Genomic DNA, 23,419 nt, shown 5'->3' with positions numbered 1-23,419 from the left:
GCACCTCCGTCGACCGCGCGCTCACTGGCGCACCCGCCAGGCGAGGACGAGCAGGAGCCCGACGCCCGCGACGGCCACGACGAACCAGCCCGTCGGCCGGTCCGTGACCACCACCTCGGGCGTCGCGTCGAGCTCGACGGCCTGCTGGGCGACCACGTCGTCGACCATGCCCTGGACGGCGCCCGGGTCGTCGGCGAGGAAGTACAGGCCGCCGCCGGCCTCGACCGTCTCCCGGTACTCCGTCTCCTCCGGCGTCCCCTCGTAGCGCTGGGACCCGCCGAAGATGCCGTGCAGGGTGATGTCGCGCGACGCGACGAGGTCGGCGGCCTGCGGCAGCGTGTAGATCGGCTCTCCCGACACATAGTTGTCCGTCGCGAGGATGATCGAGCGCGAGCGCTCGGAGTCCTCGGCGTCGAACTGCAGCGCGCACGTCGCGAGCCCGTCGCCGATGAGGCTGGCGCCCGCGAGGTTCGCCGTCGTGCCGGCCGTGAACTCCGCGAACTCGAGGATCTCGGCGTCGTCGGAGCCGCCCGTGTAGTCGAGCTCGGCCGGGTCCTTGTCGAGCGCGTCGATGCCGCGCTGGAGCTCCTCCTGCACGAGCGTGTAGTCGTTGGTCAGCGGGAAGACCGTGCGCGACGACGAGTTGAAGATCGACAGCGCGATCCGCTCGCCCTCGAAGCTGTCGACGAGCTCCTGGAAGACCTTGAGCACCGCGCCGTCGTACTCGATCATCGAGCCCGACACGTCGAGGCACAGGACGATGTCGCGCGTGCCGAGCCGGTCGACGACGACGTCGGTCTCCACGGGCCGCGCCGCGACGGCGCCTGCGCCGACGACCGCGACGAGGAGGCCGAGCGCCGTCGCGCCCTGGAGGAGCCGGTAGCGGCGCACCCACGCCGCGAACGCCGGCACGCGCGCCAGGTACTCCGAGTTCGCGACCCACAGGACGTCGCGGTCCCGGTCGCGCGCCCCGCGGCGGCGCGCGAGCCACCACGCCGCGGCGCCGGCCACCACGACGAGGAGCACGGCGAGGGCCCACAGCCACGGCCAGAGGATCGACGTCCCCTGCGGTCCCGGCGTCACCAGGACCTCACCACGGTGCGGGCGCGCGCGATCGAGTCCTCGGCGTCGGTCGTCCGGGCCCGCGCGTCGTTCTCGTGGTCCGCGAACGACGGCCGGTAGTAGCGCGCGATGAGGCGCGAGAGGTCGTCCGCGCCCGAGAGCTGCTGGATCTCCGACAGCGTCATGGACGACGCGTCCTGCCCGAGCCGGCCCGTCGCGAACCCGCGCACCTCGGCCGAGAGCGCGAGGTGCAGCATGCGCTCGTCGAGCTCGCCCGCGTGGAAGCGCTGCGCGACGGCGTCGAGCCGCCGCTCGTACTCGGCGCGCAGGGCCCCGTACGGGTCGAGCGGTCCGGCGGGCGACGGGGGCGGCGGCACGGACGCCGCCTTCTCCGCGGCCCGCGCGCGGGTGGACCAGAGGACGAGGAGCACGACCGCCGCCGCGACGAGCAGCACGGCGATCCCCACGGCCGTCCACCACCCCGGGTAGCCCACGGGGTCCACGAGCTCATCGGCGGGCACGCTTCTGCCTCCCCAGCAGCTCGACGAAACGCTGCACGACGTCGCCCGTGCCGTCCACGAGCACCGCCTCGACCTGGACCTGGCGCAGCCGCTCGGCCACCTCCGCGCGACGCTGCGCCCGCGCGTCGGCCGCGGCCTGCGCGAGCCCCGCCCGGCCGCGGAGGAACGCGGGGAGCCGCAGCGCGCCGTCGACGTCCTCGACCTCGCGGTGGCTCGCGGCCGGCCCGCCGAGCGCGACGGGGGACAGGTCGGCGACCTGCACGACCATCACCTCGTGGCGCACGCGCAGCGACCGCAGGAGCTGGTCGTGCTCCGCGGCGGGACGGGCCTCGTCCGTCACGACGACCACGAGCGAGCGCCGCCGGAACGCCGTGAGCGCGCGGTCCAGCGGGCGGGAGAGGTCGCTGGGCGGGGCGTCGGGCCGCCACAGGCCCTCGACCGTGCTGAGCAGCACCTCGAGGTCCTGCGTGCTCGCGCGCGGCGGCAGCTGCACGAGGCGCCGGGCGTCGCCCGCGACGAGCGCGACCCGGTCGCCGCGGTCCCGCGCGAGGTACGCGACGAGAGCGCAGCAGAAGCTCGCGACCTCGGCCTTGGTCTCGCCGCTCGGTGCGGTCGCCCCCATGGGGCGGCCGGTGTCGACGACGAGCACGAGGTTGAGGTTCGACTCGCGCACGAACCGCCGGACGACCGGGATCCCGGCGCGCGCCGACGACTTCCAGTCGATGTCCCCGACGTCCTCGCCCGGCGCGTACAGGTGCAGGTCGTCGAAGTCCTGCCCGTGACCCTTGAAGACCGACCGGTGCCGCCCCTCGAGCAGGCCGGAGGCCCGGCGGGCGACCGGCAGGTCGAGCCGGGCACGCACCTGGGCGAGGCGGGAGACGTCGGGCACGGGGGATCTCTCGGGGCGGGGACGGTCAGGGCGTGGGGACGGCGTCGAACACGGCGTCCACGAGCTGCTCCGGCGGCACGTTGTTCGCGAGCGCGTCGAACGTGCGCACGAGGCGGTGGCGCAGGACCGAGTAGCGCACGGCCTTGATGTCGTCGGGCACGACGAACGCGCGGCCCGCGAGGATCGCGAGGGCCTGGCCGACGCGCATGAGCGCGATGCCGCCGCGCGGCGAGGCGCCGACGCGCACGTGGCGGTCGAGGCCGGGGATCGGCCTCGGGCCGGAGAAGCGCGTCGTGTTGATGAGGTCGACGACGTACCGCTTCACCGAGTCGTCCACGTACACGTCGTCGACGAGCCCGCGCAGGAAGCGGACGTCGTCGAGCGAGACGGGCTGGGCCGTGATCGGCTCCGACATCTGACCGGTCGCGACGCGCTGGAGGATCTCGAGCTCCTGCTGCGGCGTCGGGTACGTCAGCACCTCCTTCATGAGGAAGCGGTCCATCTGGGCCTCGGGCAGCACGTACGTGCCCTCCTCCTCGATGGGGTTCTGCGTCGCGAGGACCATGAACGGGTCCGGGAGCGGGTAGTTCTCGCCGCCGATCGACGTCTGCTTCTCCTGCATCGCCTCGAGCATGGCCGACTGCGTCTTCGCGGACGACCGGTTGATCTCGTCGAGCAGCACGACGTTCGCGTGCACCGGACCGAGCTGGGTCGTGAACTGGCCGGTCGCGTAGTTGTAGATCTGCGTGCCGACGATGTCGTTCGGCATGAGGTCCGGCGTGCACTGGATGCGGTGGAAGCGGCCGTCGATCGCCGCGGCGAGGGTCTGCGCGGCGGTCGTCTTCGCGAGGCCCGGCACCGACTCGAGGAGGATGTGGCCGCCCGCGAGGAGCGAGCTCACGAGGGCGGTGCGCAGCGCCTCCTGCCCGACGACGCGCTGGTCGAACACCTGGCCCACGCGCTTGAGGAGGTGGCTCGCGCGGTCGAGGTCCGCCGTCGAGATGCTGCCGTGCCCTGCGGCCATGGGTCGCCCTTCGGGATGGGGGTCGGTGCTCGGCGCGGCACGCGTGCCGCGCGGATCCGTGCGCCCGGAGGTGTCGCGACCCCCGGGCGAACCCGGCCCAGTATGCCAGCGGGACCCGGCGCCCGACGGGTGTCGTCCACAGCCCCGGGTGGGGAGGGCTCCCCGTCCCGTGCGGGCGTCGTCGGGCCGCCGGGACGGCCGCGGCGGCCCCGGCGCGCGGGAATGCGGGCCGCGAGCCGCGCGGTTGGACGGGCATGAGCACCGACACCCGGGCGGCCCTCGACGCCGACCCCGCCCTCCTCGCCCTGCTCGCCGCCCGCCACCAGGGCGTCCTCACGACGCTGAAGCGCGACGGCCGGCCGCAGCTGTCCAACGTGCTGTACGCCTGGGACCCCGACGAGCACGTCGCGCGCGTGTCCGTGACCGCGGACCGGGCGAAGACGCGCAACGCGGCGCGGGACCCGCGCGTCTCGCTGCACGTGAGCGCCGAGGACTTCTGGAGCTACGCGGTCGTCGAGGGGGACGCGGAGCTGGGCGAGGTCGCCGCCGACCCCGACGACCCCGCCGTCGACGAGCTCGTCGAGACGTTCCGCGCGGCGGCCGGCGTCGAGCACCCGGACTGGGACGACTTCCGCCGCGCGATGGTCGCCGAGCGGCGCCAGGTGCTGCGCGTGCGGGCGACGCGGGTCTACGGGATGGCGCGCCTGCCCCGACCGTGAGGCGCCGCGGTTCCCGTCCGACGCCGCCGCGCGCCTACCCTGGTCGCGTGACCTCGACCGCCGTGCGCCGTGCCCCGACCCTCGCGCGCCCCGCGAACCCGTGGTGGCTCGTCCTCGCGGGTCCGTTCGCCGTCGTCGTCGCGGTCCTCGCGGTGCTCGCCGCCGGTGCCTTCTCGGGCGCGTTCGCCGCGATCCCCGGGTTCAGCGACCCCGGCGCGGTCGTGCGCTACGGGACGCCCGTCGTCACCGTGCTCACCGAGCTGTCCGTCGCGCTGACCCTCGGCTCGCTCGTGCTCGCGGCGGTCGCCCTGCCCGCGGGCGACGCCGTGCGTCGCGCGCTCGGCCTGTCGGGCGTCGCCGCGGCGACCTGGGCCGTGCTCTCCGTGCTGCAGGTGGTCCTGCGGTACTCGTCGATCTCCGGCACCCCCGTCACGGCCGAGACGTTCGGGGACCAGCTCGGCCTGTTCGTCTCGCAGGTGAGCCTCGGGCGCAACTACCTCGCCGTGGTCGTCGTCGCCGCGGTCACGTCGGCGCTCGCCCTCGCGGTGCGCAGCGCGACCGGGGCGCTGTGGACGGCCCTCGTCGCGCTCCTCGCGATCGCGCTGCAGGCCAACACGGGGCACGCCGCGGGCGCCGCGTCCCACGAGCTCGCGGTGTCGTCGATGTTCCTGCACCTCGCGGGTGCGGCGCTGTGGGTCGGCGGGCTCGGGACGCTGGCCGTCGTGCGGGTGCGGGGCGGGCTCGGGCGCGCGGACTTCGCCGCCGCGGTCTCGCGCTACTCCGCGATCGCGCTCTGGTGCTACGTCGCCGTCGCGGTCTCGGGGGTCGCGAACGCGACCATCCGCATCGACACGCTCGCCGGCCTCACCACCGACTACGGCATCCTCCTGCTGACCAAGGTCGCGCTCATCGTCGTGCTCGGCGTCGTGGGGTTCGCGCACCGCGAGCTCGTCGTGCGCCGCCTCGCCGGCCCGACGACGACCGGTCGTCCGGGCGGTCGGGGCGGCGGCTCGCGCGACGCGAAGGCTCCGCAGCGCGACGCGGACGCGACGCGGTGGGTGTTCTGGCGGCTCGTCGCGGTCGAGCTCGCGATCATGGGCGCGGTCTCCGGCGTCGCGGTGGCGCTCGGTTCGACGGCGCCGCCCGTCCCGCAGACGGAGTTCGTCGACCCGACGGCCGCCGAGATCGTCACCGGGCACCCGCTGCCCCCGGAGCCGACCCTCGCCCTGTGGTTCACCGAGTGGCGCTGGGACCTGCTGCCGGCGTTCGCGTGCGGCGCGGCGCTCGTCGTCTACCTCGGCTGGGTGCGCCGGCTCGCGCGACGTGGCGACCGCTGGTCCGTGGGGCGCACGGTCTCGTGGTGCATCGGGATCGTCGTCCTGTTCTGGGTGACGTCCGGCGGGCCCGCCATGTACGGCCACGTGCTGTTCAGCGCGCACATGGTGCAGCACATGATCCTCGCGATGGTCGTGCCGATCTTCCTCGTCCTCGCGGCCCCCGTGACGCTGCTCCTGCGCGCCGTCCCGGCGCGCAAGGACGGGTCGCGCGGGCCGCGCGAGTGGGTCCTGGCGGTCGTCACGTCGCGGGTCGGGCAGTTCTTCGCGAACCCGATCGTCGCCGCGGTGAACTTCGCCGGCTCGATGATCGTCTTCTACTACACGCCCGCGTTCGAGTACGCCCTCACGACGTACGCCGGGCACCTCGCGATGCTCCTGCACTTCACGCTCGCGGGGTACCTGTTCGCGAACGCGCTCGTCGGCGTCGACCCGGGCCCCCACCGGCCGCCGTACCCGCAGCGGCTCCTCCTGCTCTTCGCGACGATGGCGTTCCACGCGTTCTTCGGCGTCGCGCTGACGTCCGGCGAGATCCTCTTCGTGCCGGAGTGGTTCGGGCTGCTCGGGCGGGAGTGGGGCCCGAGCGCGATCGAGGACCAGCAGCGCGGCGGTGGTGTCGCGTGGGGCATCGGCGAGCTGCCGACGCTGATCCTGGCGATCGTCGTCGCCGTCATGTGGACGAAGTCCGACGAGCGCGAGGCGAAGCGCCGGGACCGCCAGGCCGACCGCGACGGCGACGCCGAGCTCCAGGAGTACAACGCGCGGCTCGCCGAGATGGCCGAGCGCGACGAGCACACGCCGCGCTGACCCGCGCTGACCCCCGCTGACCCGCGCTGACCCGCACTGACCCGCCGAACACGACCTGAAGGTCGTTCTGGCCCTCATTCCGGCCGCCAGGTCGTGCTCGACGGCGAGTGGTGACGTGCTCGTGCCAGGTGGCGGCGGACGTCCACGACGAGCCGGCCGGGCCGGGACGCGCTAGGCGGCGTCACGTCCCTCCCGGTGAAGCGCAGCAGGTCCACAGCCCCGCTCGCGACGAGGTCGTTCTGCCGCGCGCGGTCACGGAGCAGCGCCGCGGGCTCCGAGTGCACGTCCCGCCCGTCCAGCTCCGCGATCAGCAGTCGGCCGCCGGGCAGCCGCCACCCGAGGTCACCCCGACCGAGGAGGCGGTCCGCGTCGAACACCTCGACCTGGAGCTCGTCGGGAGCGATGCCGGCGTCGACGCAGTCGAGCCGGGCGAACGTCTCGAGCGGGGACTCGGCCCGTGCGTCCGACTCGGACCACCAGGAGTGGGTGCGCGCCACACCGCGTCGTCCCCGTGCGAGGTCGTGCGCCCGTTCCAGGCCCGTCTCCGACACCAGCCCGAGGCGTCGTGCGCTGTCCATCGCCGCGACCGCGCGCCTCCTGCCCATCTCCGGCACGGCCTGGGCCAGCGCCCAGTCCGGCGTCGCGACCCACCGGCCCTCGACGGACGTGACGGTCATGCCGTCGTCGAACTGGCGCAGGTGGATCCCGTCGCGCGACCGTGCCGCCCGTGCGCCGGGCAGGGTCGCCTCGGGGACCGGGTCGACCCGCACTCCCTCGACGCCGAGGAGCACCAGCGCGCACGGCCCGACGGCGATCGCCTCCGGGCCGTAGGCGAGCAGGCCCAGCCACGCCGCGCGGCGTCGCGTGTGGTCGTGGGTGCGCGTGCCGGTCCGGCGCGCGACGGGCACCACGACGGTGTCGAACACCGCGTGCGTGACCCTGCGCCACCGCCCCTTCTCGACGAGCCGCGCTCGGCGGTGGGAGCGGACGCCGTGCGCGTCGCACTGGCTCGCGGAGAGGAGCCCTTCCTGGGAGTCGGCGACGACGAGCAGCTCGGCGGGGACAGGTGTCAGCGTGCGCACGGACCGGATCCGAGCAGACGACGTGGCGGCGTCGCCACGGTCCGGCGCTCGGCTGTGGACGTGCTCGACGGACGAAGGCCTGTGGACGCCCCGGACGTCGACCGCCGGTCGCCCGGTCCCCGACAGACGGCGACCGCGGGTCGCTCGGCCGTCGACAGGCGACGACCGCGGCGACGGTACGCATGCCGCGCCCACGAGCGACGGCCGGCGTCGGCGAGAACGTCACCACGCGCCGTCGAACACGACCTGAAGGTCGTGAACGGCGCGATGACGACCTCCAGGTCGTGTTCGGCGCGCCGGGAGGGTGCGGGGAGGGCGAGGGGAGGGGCGGTCCGGGTGGGCGGCGGGCGCGGGGGGGGTGATAGGACGTACTCGTGAGAACGCCGCCGCCGCGCCCGAGCCAGACCGTCCCACGACCGCCGACGCCACCGCCTCCACCCCGTTCCACGACCTCGACCGGTACGTCGCGATCCCGCGCACGAGCGGGCTCGCGCTGTCGCGCGACGGGAGCCGGCTCGTCACCACCGTCCAGACGCTCGACCCGAAGCGCACCGCGTACCGCACGGCGCTGTGGGAGGTCGACCCGGCCGGGCACGTCCCCGCACGACGCCTCACGCGCAGCGCCAAGGGCGAGTCGAGCGCGACGTTCACGGCCGCGGGCGACGTCCTGTTCACGTCCGCCCGCCCGGACCCCGACTCCACGGCCGACGACGACCCGACGTCGGCCCTCTGGCTCCTCCCGGCCGGTGGCGGCGAGGCCCGCGTGGTCGCGACGACGTCCGCGGGCGTCAGCGCGCCGCTCGCCGCGGCCGACGCCCCGGTCGTCTCCGTCGCCGCCGACGTCCTGCCCAGCGCACGCGACCTGGCGCACGACGCCGCGCTGCGGTCCGCTCGCAAGGACGCCAAGGTCGCCGCGATCCTGCACACCGGGTACCCCGTCCGGCACTGGGACCACGACCTGGGCCCGAGCCAGCCGCACCGGTTCGTCGCCGACCTCACGACGCTCGCCGACGAGCCCGCGCGCCCGCTCCCGGCGCCGGGCGGCACGGGAACCGGGCACGACGACCCGGACGACGACGCACCGCACGACCCGCGGCTGCTCGACCTGCGCGACGTGAGCCGCGGCGTCGGCGGGACACCCGGGCGCGCGCTCTGGGAGCACTCGGCCGACCTGTCGGCCGACGGCACGACGCTCGTCACGACGTGGCAGGTGCCCGGGCCGGGCGCGTCGACGCGCAGCACGCTCGTCGCGATCGACACGGCCACGGGCGAGCGTCGCACGCTCGTCGACGAGCCGGGCGCGCAGGTACACGGCCCGCGCGTCTCGCCCGACGGCGCGTACGTCGCGTTCGTCCGCGAGACCCTCACGACGCCGCAGCAGGCACCCGAGGAGACGCTCGCCGTGGTGCCGCTGCACGCGCCCGACGGCCGGGCGGGATCGGCGGACCGCGACGACGCGCCGACGACGCGCGCCGAGAACCACGCGACGCCGCGCACGCTCGCGCCGCACTGGGACCGCTGGCCGACGTCGGCCCGCTGGCTGCCCGACGGCTCGGGCCTGCTCGTCACGGCCGACGACGACGGCCGCGGGCCGGTCTTCCTCGTCTCCTTCTCGCCGGACGGCAAGGGCGAGCACGGGACCGCGGAGCGGGTCACGAGCGACGACGCCGTCTTCACGGACGTGCAGGTCGCCCGACGGCCGCACCGCGTACGCGCTGCGGACGAGCCTACCTCGAGCCGGCGCACCCCGTGCGCCTCGACCTGGGCGCGTTCCTCGACGGCGGTGCGCCGGGCGCCCGGACCCCGGTCCCCGCGACGCCGCTGCAGGGCCCCGTCGCGGCCCCGGACCTGCCGGGCACGCTCGTCGAGGTCGAGACGGCGGCGTCCGACGACGTGCGCGTGCGCGGCTGGCTCGCGCTGCCGCACGGCGCGAGCGCCGACGACCCGGCGCCGCTGCTCCTGTGGATCCACGGTGGACCGCTCGGTTCGTGGAACGCGTGGAGCCTGGCGCTGGAACCCGTGGCTGATGGTCGCGCGGGGTTACGCGGTGCTGCTCCCGGACCCTGCGCTGTCGACCGGGTACGGCCAGGACTTCGTACAGCGCGGGTGGGGCCGCTGGGGCCAGGCGCCGTACACCGACCTCCTCGCGATCACCGACCACGTCGAGGCGCTGCCCGAGGTGGACGAGAGCCGGACCGCCGCGATGGGCGGCTCGTTCGGCGGGTACATGGCGAACTGGGTCGCGGGGCACACCGACCGGTTCCGGGCCGTCGTCACGCACGCGAGCCTGTGGGCGCTGGACCAGTTCGGCCCGACGACCGACCACTCCTACTACTGGCAGCGCGAGATGACGCCGGAGATGGCGCTCGAGAACAGCCCGCACCGGTTCGTCGGCGACATCGTCACGCCGATGCTCGTCATCCACGGCGACAAGGACTACCGCGTGCCGATCGGCGAGGGTCTGCGCCTCTGGTACGAGCCTGCTGTCCGCGTCCGGGCTGCCGGCCGGCCCCGACGGCGACACCGTCCACCGGTTCCTGTACTTCCCGGACGAGAACCACTGGATCCTCACGCCGCAGCACGCGAAGGTCTGGTACGAGGTGGTCCTCGCGTTCCTCGCGGAGCACGTGCTCGGCGCGACGCCGGGAGAAGGGGACGCAGCCCTGCCGACGACGCTCGGCTGACGGCGGCGGGTCACGGCCGCGGCCGAGCACGACCTCAGGGTCGTTCTGAGCCCCAGAGCGACCCTGAGGTCGTGCTCGGCGTGCGGGCCGGCGTCAGGCGACCGGCTGCGGAGCCCGGGTCGTCGCGACGCGCCAGCGCCGGACGAGCCGCCGGTCCGCGGCACCGCGCGCCGCCTCCCAGGCGCAGTGCTGCGTCGTCTCACGGTGCTCGAGGAGGGCGACGCGGTCGTGCTCGAGCGCCCACAGCAGGGCGGCACGGACGTCGCGGCGGGCGGGGGCGGAGGGCAGGGTGTCGTGCATGGTCCGTCTCGTCGTCGGTGGTCGCGCGGCCTGTCGACCGCTTCCACCGGAAGGAGACGGAGAAGATCGCCGTCCGTGACGTGACTTCTGTGGTGATTTTTCAGGAGGTGTGCCGAGCGGCGGCGACGATCGCCTCCGCGAGCTCGCGCGGGCGCGAGAGCATCGGCCAGTGGCCGGTGGGCACGTCGACGTAGGTGAGGTCCTGGACCTCGCCGAGCTCGGTGTGCAGGGGCGGTCCGGGGTTCGCGAGCTGGGCCAGCACCTCCGAGGGGATGGACGAGCAGATCACGGTGGTGGGCACGGCGAGCCGGTCGGCGTTGGCCACCCGGACCGGGCCGCGCGCGACGGGGCCGGGCGTCGGTACCGCGCGCTCGCGGAACCGGGCCAGCGTGGCGTCGTCGAGGCCGTCGACGCTCGACCCCTGCTCCGCGAGCTCGTCCCAGGACGGCAGCGGGACCTCCGCGACATCCACCGGCAGCTCCTGGTTCAACGCGGCGCCGTCGACGAGCGGGCCCGCGTCCACGTACACGACGCGCTGCACACGGGACGGGTCGCGGTCGACGGCCTGCTGGACCACCGGGCCGCCCCCGCTGTGGCCGACGAGCACGACCGGCCCGTCGAGCCCGGCGACGAGACGCGTGACCGCGTCGACGTGGTCGTCGCGCGTGATGGCGGCCCGGTCCTGCGCGGTCGAAGCGGGGTCGAGCCCCGGGAGCGTCACCGCGTGCGGCACGAGGCCGGCCCTCTCGAGATGAGGGACGACGTCGTCCCACGCCCAGCCTCCCAGCCAGAAGCCGGGGACGAGGACGACGTGGACCTGCTCCCCGGTCGTCGTCGCGGTCGATTCCTTGTCGTGCTGTGTCTCGGTCATGGGACGACTCTCGCACCGCCCTGGTGACACCGGTCTGTCACCATTGTTCGGAGGTCGTCCGACTGGTGGTGGAGGGTGCGGTGAACAGGACCGAGCGGCTCTACGCGGTCGCGGAGGAGCTGCGTCGCGCGGGGCCGACCGGCACCACCGGGCCACGGCTCGCCGCCACGCTCGAGGTGAGCGAGCGGACGATCAAGCGTGACGTCGCGGCGCTGCAGCAGGCGGGCCTGACCATCTGGGCCCAGGCCGGTCCGGGCGGTGGCTACGTGCTCGACCCCAGCGCGACCCTGCCGCCCGTGAACTTCACGCCCGGGCAGGCGGTCGCCGTCGCGGTCGCGCTCGCGACGCTCCCGCCGGCGAGCCCGTTCGCCGTCGACGCCGCCGCCGCGCGCGGCAAGGTGTGGGACGCCCTCGGGTCGGGGGACCGAGAACGTGCCGAGGCGCTGGCCGCGCGCGTGTGGGTGCGACGGCCGTCCACCGACCCGCCCGACGACCCGCCCGGAGCGCGGTCGGGCGGGGGCGTCGTCGGGCGGGCACGGGCACACCTCGGGGTGCTGCGCGCCGTCGAGCAGTCGCTCGGCACGTCGCGCGTCCTCGCGATCCGCTACCGCGACGGGCGGGGAGGGGAGACGGTGCGCCGCGTCGAGCCGGTGATCCTCGCGCACACCGACGGCCGGTGGTACCTCGTCGCGTGGTGCCGGCTGCGCGAGGGGATCCGCTGGTTCCGCCTGTCGCGCGTCGTGCGCGCGGACGTGACCGTCGAGACCTACGCGCCGCGGCCGGTCGCGGACGTCGGGGAGCCGCCCGACGGCGCCGTCGCGGTCTCGCGGGCGGGCTCGTCGAGCTGACGCAGCGCGACGAGCAGGAGGGCGGCGACGACGCACGGCACGGTCGCGAGCCAGAACACCGCGGCGCCGTACCCGGGCACGAGGAGCGGGGCGAGCACGCCGACGAGCGCTCCGACCTGAAGGACCGCTCCGAACACCCCGACCCCGCCCGCCAGCCCGCTCGGGAGCCACCGGCCGAGCAGCACCGGGCCGAGCGCCTGGAAGAGCGCCGCGAACCCGGCGTACACGACCTGCGACAGCACGAGGACGACGACCCCGCCCCAGGTGGCGGACGCCGCGAACGAGGCGGCGGCGAGGAGCGCCGCGACGACCAGCACGGGGCGCGCGCTGCCGCCCGGGACGGTGGTCGCGACGCGGCGCAGGACGACGAGCTCGGTCACCGCCGTGACGACGAGCAGCGCGCTCACCCACGACCCGGCGTGACCGCCTGACACGACGTGGAGGGGGAGGTAGACGAGCCGCAGGCTGTCGGCGCCCTTGAGCAGGACCAGGGCGAGGCCGACCACGGCCAGTCCCAGCACGACGGCGCGGCGCCCGGTCCCGCCGCGTCCCACCGGGTCGGGCCGGGTCGTCGGGTCGGGCCGGGTCGCCGGGTCGCGGTCGCCCGGTGCGGGCTTCAGGGCGTGGTCCGCGGCCTCGCCCGGTGCGCGGACCGTCCACGTCAGCACCGCGGCGCTCGCCGTGGCCGCGGCGCCGAGGAGCACCGGGTCGAGCGGTCCGGGCAGCGCGACGGCGACGCCGTAGAGCGCGACCCCCAGCACGTACCCGAGCACGGACAGGGACCGGACCCGGGCCGAGAGCGCGGCGTCGTCGGTCGACGCCGCGAGACCGCTCGTCTGGATCGCGCGGACCGTCACCGGCATGGCTGCGACGAAGAGCATGGACAGGACGCCGCCGACGTGGACCGTCGCACGGTCCGACCCGCTCGCCGCGAGCACGAGCCCGGCGGCCGACCCGAGGAGGAGCGCCGGTAGGACGCCGCGCCGCGACGCCCGCCTGAGCTGCCGGACGGCGACGACCGAGAACACGAACGCTGCGACGGAGTTCAGCGCGAAGAAGACCGCGATCTGCGCCTTCGTGAAGCCGGCCGCGTGCAGCGCGAGCGGGTACCCCGGGGTGATCACGCCGGTGGTCACCGCGACGAGCAACCACGCCTGGCCCAGTCGCGACCGGCTCAGGACCGCCACGCGTCCCCCTGCGGACCGAGCGGCGCGTACTCGACCGACGGGCCCGCGCGGAACGCGTCGACGTCGAGGCCCGACCCGGAGACGGCGTCGACGACGCGCACCGCCGAGCCTCGGGCGATCTCGGTGCGCGCGTGCGCGGCGTCGGCGGCGTCGAGGACCGTGAGCGTGGTGCGGGGCGACGCGAGCGGCCCGGCGTCGCGCAGCGCCCGGACGTGCCGGTCCATCGCGAGGAACGAGTCGAGCCACGCGTGGCCGCGCGGGACGTCCGTGCGCCGCGGGTAGTTCTCGACGAGGCGGACCGCCTGGGCCTCCGGCTCGGGGTGCTTGACGAGGAAGACGGCACGGTTGCGCTGCCACTCGCGCACCCGCTCGGGGTCGAACCGGACCACGTGGTGGTGGTCCCACGTCCAGGCGCGCGTGCTGTGCGCGATCGCGAGCCCGGCCCGGTGGGCGCGGTAGCCGAGGTCGGTGTCCTCCAGGCCCCACCCCCGGTAGTCCTCGTCGAAGCCCGCCAGCGCCCGGTACGCGTCCGCCGCGAGGGAGAGGTTGCAGCTGAACTGCAGGTACCACGCGGCGGCGATGCGGGCGTAGTTGTGCGAGAAGACCGCCGTGACGCGCTCGCGGACCTCGGGGCGCCACGCCGCGCCGTCGGCGGGGGACCGGTGGCGCCGGTGACCGTTGAGGAGGATCCCGGGGACCGCGCGGTGCCAGCGCACGTGGTCCTGGAGCCAGCCGGGCGGCGCCTCCTGGTCGGCGTCGACGAGGACGAGCAGGTCGCCGCTCGCGACGGCGGCGCCCGCGTTGCGCGCGGCGGCGCGGTTGCCGTCCCCCTCGCGGCGCACGACGTGGACGTCGGCGGGCCCGCCGAGGTCGCGCAGGACGTCCGCGACCGGCTCCTCCGAGCCGTCGTCGACCACGACGACCTCGACCGGCACGTCGACGACCTGCTCCTGCACCGAGCGCACGAGCCGCCGGGCGTCGCGGATCCCGTCGCGGCAGATCGTCACGACCGACACTGATGCGGGGCTCATGCGCGGCCCCCCAGCGCTGCGAGCCGCGCGGTCCCGAGGACGTGCTCCGCGAGGTCGCGCGCGCCGTCGTGCGCGGCGAGGACCTCGCCGACGGCCTCCGCACGGCGCCGCAGACCGTCGTCCGCGAGGAGGCGCCGGACGGTCGGGACGAAGCGGGCGGCGACGTCGGCCGGGTCGAGGATCTCGCCCGCACCGAGGCCGACGGCACGCCCGGCGTTCCACCGCTGCTCGTCCTGCCCCGGGAGCGCGAGCAGCGGTCGGCCGAGCGCGAGCGTCTCCATGACGCTCGTGTGCCCGCCGTGGGTGACCACGAGGTCGGCGGCCCGCGTCCACAGCATCGACTCGTCGGTGACCTGCAGGAGGCGGTCCGCGCGGTGGTGGCCGAGCAGCGCGGGGTCGACGTTCGGGCCGGTGACCAGGACCGTCTGCGCGCGCACGTCGTCGAGCAGGCCGGCGACCGTGCGCAGCGTGGCGTAGCCCTGCGCCGTGCCACCGAGCGAGACGTAGACGACCGTGGCGCGCGGGTCGAGGCCGAGCGTGGCGCGGGCGCCCGCGCGGTCGGGTGTCGCGAGCGGGTCGGACGCCAGCACCGGTCCGACGTGCCGGATCTCGTCGACCGTCCGCAGCGCCGCGACCGACAGCGGGTCACGGACGCCGGCGAGCGGTTCGAACGCCGACCGGTCCGGTACGTAGACGACGTCGCCGAGGAGCCGGTCGGCGACGTCGCCGGGGACGCCGAGGCGGCGCAGCGCGGGAGTCACCTCGCGCACCACGTCCGGGAACGGGAAGGAGAAGAAGCCCGTGTTGACGACCGTGGCCGACCGCACGCCCTCGAGCCGCGCCGAGACCGGCCCCGTCACGCGGAAGTCGGCGAGCACGACGTCGGCCCCGACCTCCCGGATCAGGGCCCGCTCCTCGGCGAGCGCCACGCGCAGGTAGTCCTCGTCCGCGAGCCGCAGGCGGGTCGCCCGGCCTCGTCCGGGCGAGCCTGCGCCGTCGGGTGCCGGGGGGAGCGGTGGTAGCTCGGAGAGCGTCGCGGTGGGGACGCCGCGCGCCGCGGGCCAGCGCAGCGCGGCGGCGGCGGCGCCGACGACGACCTCGACGCCGCGCGCCTGGAGCTCGGCGGCGATGCGCGTGGAACGGACCACGTGCCCGAGGCCGTGGTAGAAGGGCAGGATCACGACGCGCACGGGCGCTCCTTCGCGGCTCGGTCCGGCCGGCGGTCCTCGCGCTCGGCCGGGTGCGGTGGACGGACGGTCAGGCGAGCACGCCGCCCCGGAACCAGGCGGTCGCCCCTCGGTCGATGAGGACGGTCCCGCGGGGCCCGGCGGCGGTGATCGCGTTCACCCACAGCTCCTCGAGCCGCGCCCGGGCCGCGGCGACGCCCTCGTCGTGGGCGAGGAGCGCGAGGAGCTTCGTGGTGCCGGAGACGGTGTACGCGCCCAGCTCGACGCGCGCCGCCCGGGCGAGGAAGGCCGGCACGTCGCCGCGCACCCGCCGGACCGCTGCGACGAGGTCGGCGTCCGCCTCGACGAGGCGCGCTGTCGCCGGGTCGTCGAGGAACCGGGCGAGCGCGTCGGCCGAGTCCAGCAGGCGGCGCGTCTCCACGACGACGTGGAAGTTCTCCACGGGCTTGGTCACGGGGACGTCGGTGCCCGCGTCGACGTCGAGGACGGTCCACAGCAGCATGTCGCGCAGGTTGCCGGGCCAGATCTTCTGGTTGGTCGTCGGGTGGCTGCTCGACCCGGCGTACGCGGCGCTCGTCTCGCTGTTGGTGGAGAACGAGTAGACGCGCAGGCCGTCCTGCGCGACGGCGCGCGTCACCTCGACCTCGCGCGCGACGCGGCCCAGCGTGACGATGCCGGTGGCTCCCGAGCGGTGCACGACGGCCGCCAGGTCGTGCAGCAGGTCCAGCGTGGCGGCCCCGTCGGGGCGGCCGTCCGCGCTGAGCCCCCACTGACCTGACCGGTCGAGGGCGATGCTGAACGGGTCGACGACCAGCTCGAGCCCGCGGTCCCGGGCCGCGCGGGCGAGGCCGGCCACGGCGCCCACCCACGTCTCGCGCCGTCTCGCCCAGGTGCCGAGCTCCGTGACGGTGTCGTCGAGGAGCCGGACGACGACCCCCCGCAGGCCGAGCGCGGAGACCTCCGCGAGCCGGGCCGCGGCCGCCGCCGTGCCGAGCCGCTCGTAGCCGGGGATGCTCCGGCTCGGCAGCGCGGACCGCGCGTCGAGCCGCAGGTCCACGTCGAGCGGTTGCAGGAACGTGCCCGGGTCGATCGTCACGTCGCGCGCTTCCGTCAGTCGCCGCGACATGCCCGCGGCCCGCATCGTGGCAGACGTCTTCATCTGTCCTCCCCCAGAGGCTCGTCACGCTAGGGGTGCCGGTGGGAGCGCTGCCACATCTTCTCGCATGGTGGACGTCCGCTGTCCGCCGAGAGCGCACGCGCTCGCACGCTGCGGGGACGGCACGCGCCCCTGGCCGCTGCGCCGGCCGAGGAGCGGCGTATCGTCGGAGCGATCCCGTCGACACGGTCCGGAGGCCGCGGTGTCCTCAGCGCTCTACTCCCTCGGCCGCTGGGCCGTCCACGCCCGCCGCCTCGTCCTGCTGGCATGGATCGGGATCCTCGTGGTCGTCGGCGGTCTCGCCGGCCTCGTCCAGCAGGGTCTCGACGACGCGGTCACCATCCCGGGCACCGAGTCGCAGGCGGCGCTCGACCGGCTCGCCGCAACCTTCCCCCAGGTCAGCGGCGCGAGCGCCCAGGTCATCGTGGTCGCGCCCGACGGCTCGACCATCGAGGACGACGCCGTGCGCGGACCCGTCGAGGACGCCGTCGAGGCGCTCGGCGCCGTCGACCACGTCGCCGGCGTCACGTCGCCCTACGACGACACCGTGCCCGCCTCCGTCAGCGACGACGGGACCGCCGCGCTCCTCACGGTCCAGCTCGACCAGGGGGAGAGCGCGGTCGCCGACGAGACGAAGGACGCGCTCGGCAGCGCGGTCGACGACCTCGAGGCCGCCCTCCCCGACGGCGCGCAGGCGTCCCTCGGGGGCCAGCTCTTCAGCACCGAGTTCCCCACCCTCACCGTGACCGAGGCGCTCGGCCTGCTCGTCGCGCTCGTGGTCCTCGTCGTCACCTTCGGCTCGTTCGTCGCGGCCGGCCTCCCCCTGCTCAACGCCGTCATGGGCGTCGGCGTCACGATGGGCCTGCTGTTCGCCGCGACCGCGGTCGCCCAGATCAACTCGACCACGCCCATGCTCGCCGTGATGCTCGGCCTGGCCGTCGGCATCGACTACGCGCTGTTCATCGTCTCCCGCCACCGCGACGAGCTCTCCACCGGCCTCCCGGTCGACGAGGCGGCAGCGCGGTCGGTCGCGACGGGCGGCTCCGCCGTGATCTTCGCCGGGCTCACCGTGATGATCGCCCTCGTCGGCCTCGGGGTCGCCGGCATCCCGTTCCTCACCGTCATGGGTGTCGCCGCCGCCGTCGGTGTCGGCCTCGCCGTCCTCGTCTCCGTCACGCTCCTGCCCGCGATGCTCGGCTTCGCGGGCGAGCGACTCCGCCCGAAGACCCCCCGGACGCGCCGACGGGGTCGCCGCCGGGCGGCGCCCTCGGCCACGTCGGCGCAGGAGAGGGAGGCACCGGACGGGGAGGCACGAGGCGGGGAGGCACGGGACGGTGCGGTGCGGGACGGGGCGTCCACCGGCGTCCAGCACCGCAACCGGTTCTTCGCGGGCTGGGTGCGGACCGTGACGCGCATCCCGCTGCTGACGATCCTGCTCGTGCTGGCCGGCCTCGTGCTGCTGACCCTGCCCGCCAAGGACCTGCGGCTCGCGCTGCCGGACGCGGGGACGCTGCCCGAGGACAACCAGGCGCGCGTCACGTACGACCTCGTCTCGGAGCACTTCGGGCCGGGCTTCAACGGGCCGCTCATCGTGACGGGCACGATCGTCACGTCGACCGACCCGGTCGGCCTGATGGACGCCCTGGCCGACGAGATCGGCGACCTGCCCGGCGTCGCCGACGTCCCGCTCGCCACGCCGAACCCGAGCGCGGACACGGGGATCGTCCAGGTGATCCCCACGGGAGCGCCGGACTCCGAGGAGACGAAGGACCTCGTCACGCAGATCCGCTCGCAGCACGACCACTTCCTGGACGAGTACGGCGTCGACCTGTCGGTCACGGGGTTCACGGCCGTCGGGATCGACGTGTCGGACAAGCTGGGTGCGGCGCTCCTGCCGTTCGCGCTCGTCGTCGTGGGGCTGTCGCTCGTGCTGCTGACGATGGTGTTCCGCTCGATCGCGGTCCCGATCAAGGCGACGGTCGGCTACCTGTTCTCGGTCGGCGCGGCGTTCGGCGTCGTGACGCTCGTGTTCGAGCACGGGGTGCTGGCGGACGCGCTGAACGTCACGCGGCTGGGCCCGGTGATCAGCTTCATGCCGATCGTCCTCATGGGCGTCCTGTTCGGCCTCGCCATGGACTACGAGGTGTTCCTCGTCTCGCGCATCCGGGAGGACTACGTCCACTCCGGCCAGGCGCGACGGTCGATCTCGACGGGCTTCCAGGCGTCCGCCAAGGTCGTCACCGCGGCGGCGATCATCATGTTCGCCGTCTTCGTGGCGTTCGTGCCCGAGGGGGACATGAGCCTCAAGCCCATCGCGCTCGGGCTCGCGGTCGGCGTGCTGGTCGACGCGTTCCTCGTGCGCATGACCCTCGTGCCCGCGGTGCTCGCCCTGCTCGGCGACCGCGCGTGGTGGATGCCGCGCCGGCTCGACCGCGTCCTGCCGTCGTTCGACGTCGAGGGCGAGGGGCTCGCGCGCGAGCTCGAGCTGCGCGACTGGCCGGAGCCCGGCTCGACGGACCCCGTGGTCGCGCACGCGCTCGAGGTCGCGGGTCCGCGGGGGCCGCTCGCCGCGCCCGTCACGGTCCGCGTGCCCGACGGCGGCACGCTGGTCGTGCACGGGGCGTCGCCCGCCGCGGTGACCGGCGTGGCGCTCGCGCTCGCCGGGCGCCTCAGGCCGTCGGCCGGAGCGCTCAAGGTCACGGGCCTCGTGCTCCCCGAGCGCGCGTCGGCCGTGCGGCGTCGGGTCGCCGTCGTCGACCTCGCCGCGGACGCCGCGGCGCTGCCCGGCGACGCCCCGGCACCGGCAGCGCACCGCACGCACCCCGCGGCCGCCGTCGCGGCCGTGCTCGCCGAGCGCCCGCGCGTCGTCGTGGTGCTCGGGACCGACGCGGTCTCCGCGCCCGAGGAGCGCGCCGAGCTCGCGGCGGCGCTCGAGCGGGGGAGCGCCGCGGGGTCCGCGGTCGTCCTCGGGTCGGTCGGCGCCTTCCCGTCCGACCTGGCCCCACCGGGGTCGCAGGTGCTCGACCTGCAACCGCCTGCGCCCGCCCTTGCCGCGGAGGCACCGACCGACCTCGAGGAGGTCCGCGCATGAGCGCCGCCGTCCCGGGCCCCGGCCCGCGCGCCGCCCGCGGCCGCAGGGCCTGGACCGTCGCCGCCGCCGTCGCGCTGCCCCTCGTCGTCCTCGGCCTGCTCCTGTGGGCGCTGTGGGACCCGCAGGAGCGGCTCGACACCGTCCATGCGGCGATCGTCAACCACGACGAGCCCGTCGAGATCGACGGGCAGACCGTGCCGCTCGGGCGACAGCTCACGGCCGGACTCGTGAGCGGTGGGGCCGCGTCGTCCGACACGGGACCGGTAGCGGTCCAGCCGGCGGCCGGCACGACCAACTACGACTGGGTCGTCACCGACTCGGCGGACGCGTCGGCGGGCCTCGCCGACGGCACGTACGCCGCCGTCGTGACGATCCCCGAGAACTTCTCCGCGGCGGCCACGTCGTTCGGCGGCGACGACCCGTCGGCGGCGACGCAGGCCACGCTCTCGGTCGAGACCGCGCCCGGCGGACGCGTCGTCGACGAGGCGCTCGCGCGCATCGTCACGACCACGGCGACGACGGTCCTCGGCCAGACCCTCACGGAGAACTACGTCGACGGCGTCCTCGTCGGCTTCACGACCCTGAACGAGCAGCTCGGCGAGGCCGCCGACGGCGCGACCCAGCTCGCCGACGGCGCGTCCGACGCGAACGACGGCGCTGTCCAGCTCGCCGACGGCGCCGGCCAGGTCGCGACGGGGGCGGACCAGCTCGCCTCGGGGGTCGGCGAGCTCGCCGCCGGGGCGGACGAGCTCGCGGCCGGGACGTCGCAGAGCGCCGGCGGCGCGGCGGCGCTCGCCGAGGGTGCCGGCGCGCTGTCCGGCGGGGTCCAGGGTGTGGCCGACGGCGCCGCGCAGCTCTCCGCGGGCGTCGCCGCTCTGGGGACGGGGGTCGCGCCGCTGCCCGCGCAGGCCACGGAGCTCGCCGACGGCGCGCAGCAGGTGTCCGACGGCGTCGGGCGGCTCGTGCAGGAGAGCGTCACGGGCCTCGAGGCGGCGAAGCGGGCGGCGGGCTGCGCCGACGACCCGACCTCCGACGTGTGCCAGCGGCTCGACGCCCAGATCGCCGAGCTCCGGCAGCTCGCCGGCGCGGCGCAGCAGGTCGCCGACGGGAACGCCGCGCTCGCGGGCGACCCGGCGTCGTCGACCGGTCTGTACGGCCTCGCGGCGGGCGTCCAGCAGCTCACGGGTGCGTCCCAGCAGCTCGCCGACGGCGCGGCCCAGGCGGCGGCCGGGGCGTCCGGTCTCGCGACCGGCGCCGACGACCTCGCCGCCGGGCTCGACCAGCTCGACGCGGGCGCGTCCGGGCTCGCGGCGGGCGTCGGCGAGCTCTCGACGGGGGCGGACCAGCTCGCCACCGGTACCCAGGGGCTCGCGACGGGCGCGACCGACCTGGCCGGCGGCGTCGGGCAGCTCGCCGACGGGTCCTCCGACCTCGCGGACGGCTTGGGCGAGGCGGTCGACCAGGTGCCCTCGTACACCGACGACGAGGCCACGCACCTCGCGTCGGTCGTGGCGAACCCGGTCGAGGCGCCCGGGACGGAAGGTCTCGGCACCGGTTCCACGGGTCCGCTGTTCGCGGTGCTCGCGCTGTGGCTCGGGGCGCTCGCCGTGTTCGTCGCCTTCCCGCCCGTGCCGGCGCAGCTCCTCGGGTCGACGCGCGGCGCCGGTCGCCTCGCGCTCCGGGCCCTCGCCCTGCCCGCCGGCATCGGTGTCGCCACGGGTCTCGTCGTGGGCGGCGTGCTGGCCGCCGTCGAGGACGCGAGCCTCGGCGGGTGGCTCGGGCTGCTCGCCCTCGGGGCGCTCTCGTCGGTCGTCTTCGTCGCGCTCAACCAGGCGCTCGCGGCGCTGCTGGGCAACGTCGGGCGCGCGCTGAGCCTGCTCGTCGCGGTGCTGCTCGTCGCGACGGGGATCGTCGCGACGGTCCCCGCGGCGCTCACCGGTCTGCGCGACCTGCTGCCCGTCGGGTCGGCGCTCGGCGCGTTCACCGCGGTCGTCGACCCCGGCGCCACCGGAGGAGCGGACGACGTGGTGGCGCTGGTGATCTGGGGGCTCGTGTCGGTCGCGGTGACGACCCTCGTGGTCGCCCGCCGCAGGACCGTGCGCGTGGAGCAGCTCCTGCGCGCCTGACTCCGGCGCGTCGCGCCGGCCGTGTGGGCGGCGGACGCGAGACTCTCTCGGGCAGGCGGCGAGAGGGGACGGTGCGACATGGACCAGCAGAAGGCACGGGAGATCAAGACGCAGCTCGCGGACTACGCGCGCGAGCTCGCGGAGCGCAGCGGCGCGGTCATCGAGGCGAGCGGGGTGCCCGACGGCGCGGTGGACGTGGTCCGCGCCCCGACGCTCGCGCTCGGTCTCGCCCCGCGCGACGGCGGCGGGTACGCCATCGCGGTCCGGTACCGGCTCGGCGTGCCGGCGGCGCGCAGCATCGCGCGCAAGGTCGCCTCGGAGGCGGGAGACACGGTGGACGTGCGCCGCACCGGGCGGATCCGACCGCTCGTGGCGCCGGACGCGGCGGACCCGTCGGCACCGGGTCTGCGCCCGCCGGTCGTGACGGCGCAGGCGTCGGGCGAGACCGGTCGTGCGCGGCCGCTGCGTCCCGGCGTGTCGATCGCGAACGTCGACGTCACCGCCGGGACGCTGGGTGCGTTCGTCCGGGCGACGACCCCCGTCGAGGGCGCCGCCGCGGACGCCGTCTACGCGCTGTCGAACTGGCACGTGCTGGCGGGCTCGACGGCCGCGGAGGTCGGGGACGTCGTCGTGCAGCCGGGGCCCGCCGACGGCGGCGGCCCGCGGGACCGGGTCGGCACGCTCGCGCGCCTCGTGCCGCTGTCCGCGGGAGCGACGCAGACGGTCGACGCGGCGATCGCGCTGCTCGACGAGCCGGAGGTGGACCCCGAGTACCCCGTCGGGCGCATCACGACGACGGCGCGGGCCGAGGGCGGGGAGGCGGTCGGCAAGATCGGGCGCACCACCTCCGTCACGGCGGGGCGGGTCACGGCGATCGAGCTCGACGACGTGGTGGTCGGCTACGGCGACGAGCTCGGCGCGCTGCGCTTCGACGACCAGATCGAGGTCGAGTCCACGGGCACCGGCCCGTTCTCGCGCGGCGGCGACTCGGGATCGCTCGTGTACCGGGAGGACGGCGTGGCGCTCGGGCTGCTCTTCGCCGGGTCCGAGACGGGCGGGACGAACGGGACCGGCCTGACGTACTGCAACGCGATCGACACGGTGCTCGAGCGGCTGGGCGTGACGCTGCTGGGGTGACGGCCCGGGCGCAGGACCTCCGTCCCGTGACCTCGCGGGCCGCAGGGTCCACAATGGGTCGAGGAGGTGGTGCCTCGTGGCGACCCTCGAACGAGCACGCGACGCCAAGATGATGCTGCGCGACGAGATCGCGGGCACGGACGGTGTGACCGGTGTGGGACTGACCCGCGTCGGGAGAGCGGAGGCTCCGCGACCCGACGGCCGCGTGCAGCAGATCGGCGACGACTGGGCGCTACGGGTCAACGTGACGTCGCACGACGTCGTCGTCCCGCAGTCCGTGGACGGCGTGGACGTCGAGGTCCGCGTCGTCGGCGCCGTGACGCCGAGCGCCTCGGGAGGCTGAACGTCCTGGGAGGCTGGTGG

General features: G+C 75.6%; 18 protein-coding genes and 1 pseudogene. 8 read left to right on the top strand and 11 right to left on the bottom strand.

Features of this window, described 5'->3' with window-relative positions:
- Positions 1-21: 21 nt before the first annotated feature.
- From ACWPWV_RS05435 to ACWPWV_RS05420, 4 genes are read right to left on the bottom strand one after another with little or no spacing between them, the layout of a single operon-like run.
- Positions 22-1,083, bottom strand: coding sequence for a vWA domain-containing protein (locus tag ACWPWV_RS05435; RefSeq protein ID WP_454041920.1), 1,062 nt, complete (start codon positions 1,081-1,083; stop codon positions 22-24).
- Complete coding sequence (locus ACWPWV_RS05430; protein ID WP_454041919.1) at positions 1,080-1,583, bottom strand: hypothetical protein; 504 nt, start codon at positions 1,581-1,583, stop codon at positions 1,080-1,082. Before ACWPWV_RS05430 ends, ACWPWV_RS05435 begins: the two co-directional genes overlap by 4 nt.
- Complete coding sequence (locus tag ACWPWV_RS05425; protein WP_454041918.1) at positions 1,570-2,472, bottom strand: DUF58 domain-containing protein; 903 nt, start codon at positions 2,470-2,472, stop codon at positions 1,570-1,572. The genes ACWPWV_RS05430 and ACWPWV_RS05425 overlap by 14 nt, the downstream gene beginning before the upstream one ends.
- A 25-nt stretch (positions 2,473-2,497) precedes the next feature.
- Positions 2,498-3,496 (bottom strand): AAA family ATPase, encoded by a 999-nt coding sequence (locus ACWPWV_RS05420; RefSeq protein WP_454041917.1) that lies wholly within the window; start codon positions 3,494-3,496, stop codon positions 2,498-2,500.
- Between the two features lie 254 nt (positions 3,497-3,750).
- On the opposite strand from ACWPWV_RS05420, the gene ACWPWV_RS05415 reads away from it, so the two are divergent.
- Both ACWPWV_RS05415 and ACWPWV_RS05410 read left to right on the top strand, forming a co-directional pair.
- On the top strand, positions 3,751-4,215 hold the full coding sequence (locus ACWPWV_RS05415) for a PPOX class F420-dependent oxidoreductase (RefSeq protein WP_454041916.1): 465 nt from the start codon (positions 3,751-3,753) through the stop codon (positions 4,213-4,215).
- A gap of 47 nt (positions 4,216-4,262) precedes the next feature.
- The gene (locus ACWPWV_RS05410) at positions 4,263-6,356 is read left to right on the top strand and encodes a cytochrome c oxidase assembly protein (RefSeq protein ID WP_454041915.1); all 2,094 of its coding nucleotides are present in this window, start codon (positions 4,263-4,265) and stop codon (positions 6,354-6,356) included.
- A gap of 74 nt (positions 6,357-6,430) precedes the next feature.
- Here ACWPWV_RS05410 and ACWPWV_RS05405 read toward each other — a convergent pair whose 3' ends face one another.
- Complete coding sequence (locus ACWPWV_RS05405) at positions 6,431-7,438, bottom strand: type IV toxin-antitoxin system AbiEi family antitoxin domain-containing protein (RefSeq protein ID WP_454041914.1); 1,008 nt, start codon at positions 7,436-7,438, stop codon at positions 6,431-6,433.
- Between the two features lie 358 nt (positions 7,439-7,796).
- Between ACWPWV_RS05405 and ACWPWV_RS05400 the strand changes: the two are divergent.
- Positions 7,797-10,122, top strand: a pseudogene (locus ACWPWV_RS05400) (prolyl oligopeptidase family serine peptidase).
- A gap of 93 nt (positions 10,123-10,215) precedes the next feature.
- Here the strand turns inward: ACWPWV_RS05400 and ACWPWV_RS05395 are convergent.
- Complete coding sequence (locus tag ACWPWV_RS05395; RefSeq protein ID WP_454041913.1) at positions 10,216-10,422, bottom strand: hypothetical protein; 207 nt, start codon at positions 10,420-10,422, stop codon at positions 10,216-10,218.
- Positions 10,423-10,522: 100 nt separating this feature from the next.
- Complete coding sequence (locus ACWPWV_RS05390; RefSeq protein ID WP_454041912.1) at positions 10,523-11,293, bottom strand: alpha/beta fold hydrolase; 771 nt, start codon at positions 11,291-11,293, stop codon at positions 10,523-10,525.
- Positions 11,294-11,373: 80 nt separating this feature from the next.
- Between ACWPWV_RS05390 and ACWPWV_RS05385 the strand changes: the two genes are divergently transcribed.
- On the top strand, positions 11,374-12,141 hold the full coding sequence (locus ACWPWV_RS05385) for a helix-turn-helix transcriptional regulator (protein WP_454041911.1): 768 nt from the start codon (positions 11,374-11,376) through the stop codon (positions 12,139-12,141).
- On the opposite strand, the gene ACWPWV_RS05380 is transcribed toward ACWPWV_RS05385, so the two are convergent.
- The 4 genes from ACWPWV_RS05380 to ACWPWV_RS05365 all read right to left on the bottom strand — a co-directional run bounded on the left by ACWPWV_RS05380 (position 12,060) and on the right by ACWPWV_RS05365 (position 16,705).
- Complete coding sequence (locus tag ACWPWV_RS05380; protein ID WP_454041910.1) at positions 12,060-13,328, bottom strand: hypothetical protein; 1,269 nt, start codon at positions 13,326-13,328, stop codon at positions 12,060-12,062. The genes ACWPWV_RS05385 and ACWPWV_RS05380 overlap by 82 nt on opposite strands.
- Complete coding sequence (locus ACWPWV_RS05375; protein WP_454041909.1) at positions 13,316-14,359, bottom strand: glycosyltransferase family 2 protein; 1,044 nt, start codon at positions 14,357-14,359, stop codon at positions 13,316-13,318. The genes ACWPWV_RS05380 and ACWPWV_RS05375 overlap by 13 nt, the downstream gene beginning before the upstream one ends.
- The gene (locus ACWPWV_RS05370) at positions 14,356-15,549 is read right to left on the bottom strand and encodes a glycosyltransferase (RefSeq protein WP_454041908.1); all 1,194 of its coding nucleotides are present in this window, start codon (positions 15,547-15,549) and stop codon (positions 14,356-14,358) included. The genes ACWPWV_RS05375 and ACWPWV_RS05370 overlap by 4 nt, the downstream gene beginning before the upstream one ends.
- A 67-nt stretch (positions 15,550-15,616) precedes the next feature.
- Positions 15,617-16,705, bottom strand: coding sequence for a hypothetical protein (locus ACWPWV_RS05365; protein ID WP_454041907.1), 1,089 nt, complete (start codon positions 16,703-16,705; stop codon positions 15,617-15,619).
- Between the two features lie 199 nt (positions 16,706-16,904).
- Here ACWPWV_RS05365 and ACWPWV_RS05360 point away from each other — a divergent pair, with 199 nt between their 5' ends.
- The 4 genes from ACWPWV_RS05360 (at position 16,905) to ACWPWV_RS05345 (ending at position 23,399) form a co-directional block, all read left to right on the top strand.
- Complete coding sequence (locus tag ACWPWV_RS05360; RefSeq protein ID WP_454041906.1) at positions 16,905-19,793, top strand: MMPL family transporter; 2,889 nt, start codon at positions 16,905-16,907, stop codon at positions 19,791-19,793.
- Entirely contained in the window at positions 19,790-21,919 is a 2,130-nt protein-coding gene (locus tag ACWPWV_RS05355) for a YhgE/Pip family protein (protein ID WP_454041905.1), read from the top strand. The genes ACWPWV_RS05360 and ACWPWV_RS05355 overlap by 4 nt, the downstream gene beginning before the upstream one ends.
- A gap of 78 nt (positions 21,920-21,997) precedes the next feature.
- Positions 21,998-23,056 (top strand): hypothetical protein, encoded by a 1,059-nt coding sequence (locus tag ACWPWV_RS05350; RefSeq protein WP_454041904.1) that lies wholly within the window; start codon positions 21,998-22,000, stop codon positions 23,054-23,056.
- A gap of 76 nt (positions 23,057-23,132) precedes the next feature.
- The gene (locus ACWPWV_RS05345; protein WP_454041903.1) at positions 23,133-23,399 is read left to right on the top strand and encodes a hypothetical protein; all 267 of its coding nucleotides are present in this window, start codon (positions 23,133-23,135) and stop codon (positions 23,397-23,399) included.
- The last annotated feature ends 20 nt before the right edge of the window (positions 23,400-23,419 follow it).

The sequence above is a fragment of the Cellulosimicrobium sp. Marseille-Q8652 genome (genome assembly GCF_965112045.1).
Note: the sequence above shows the minus strand (reverse complement) of the source record. Positions and strands in the feature narration are given on the sequence as shown.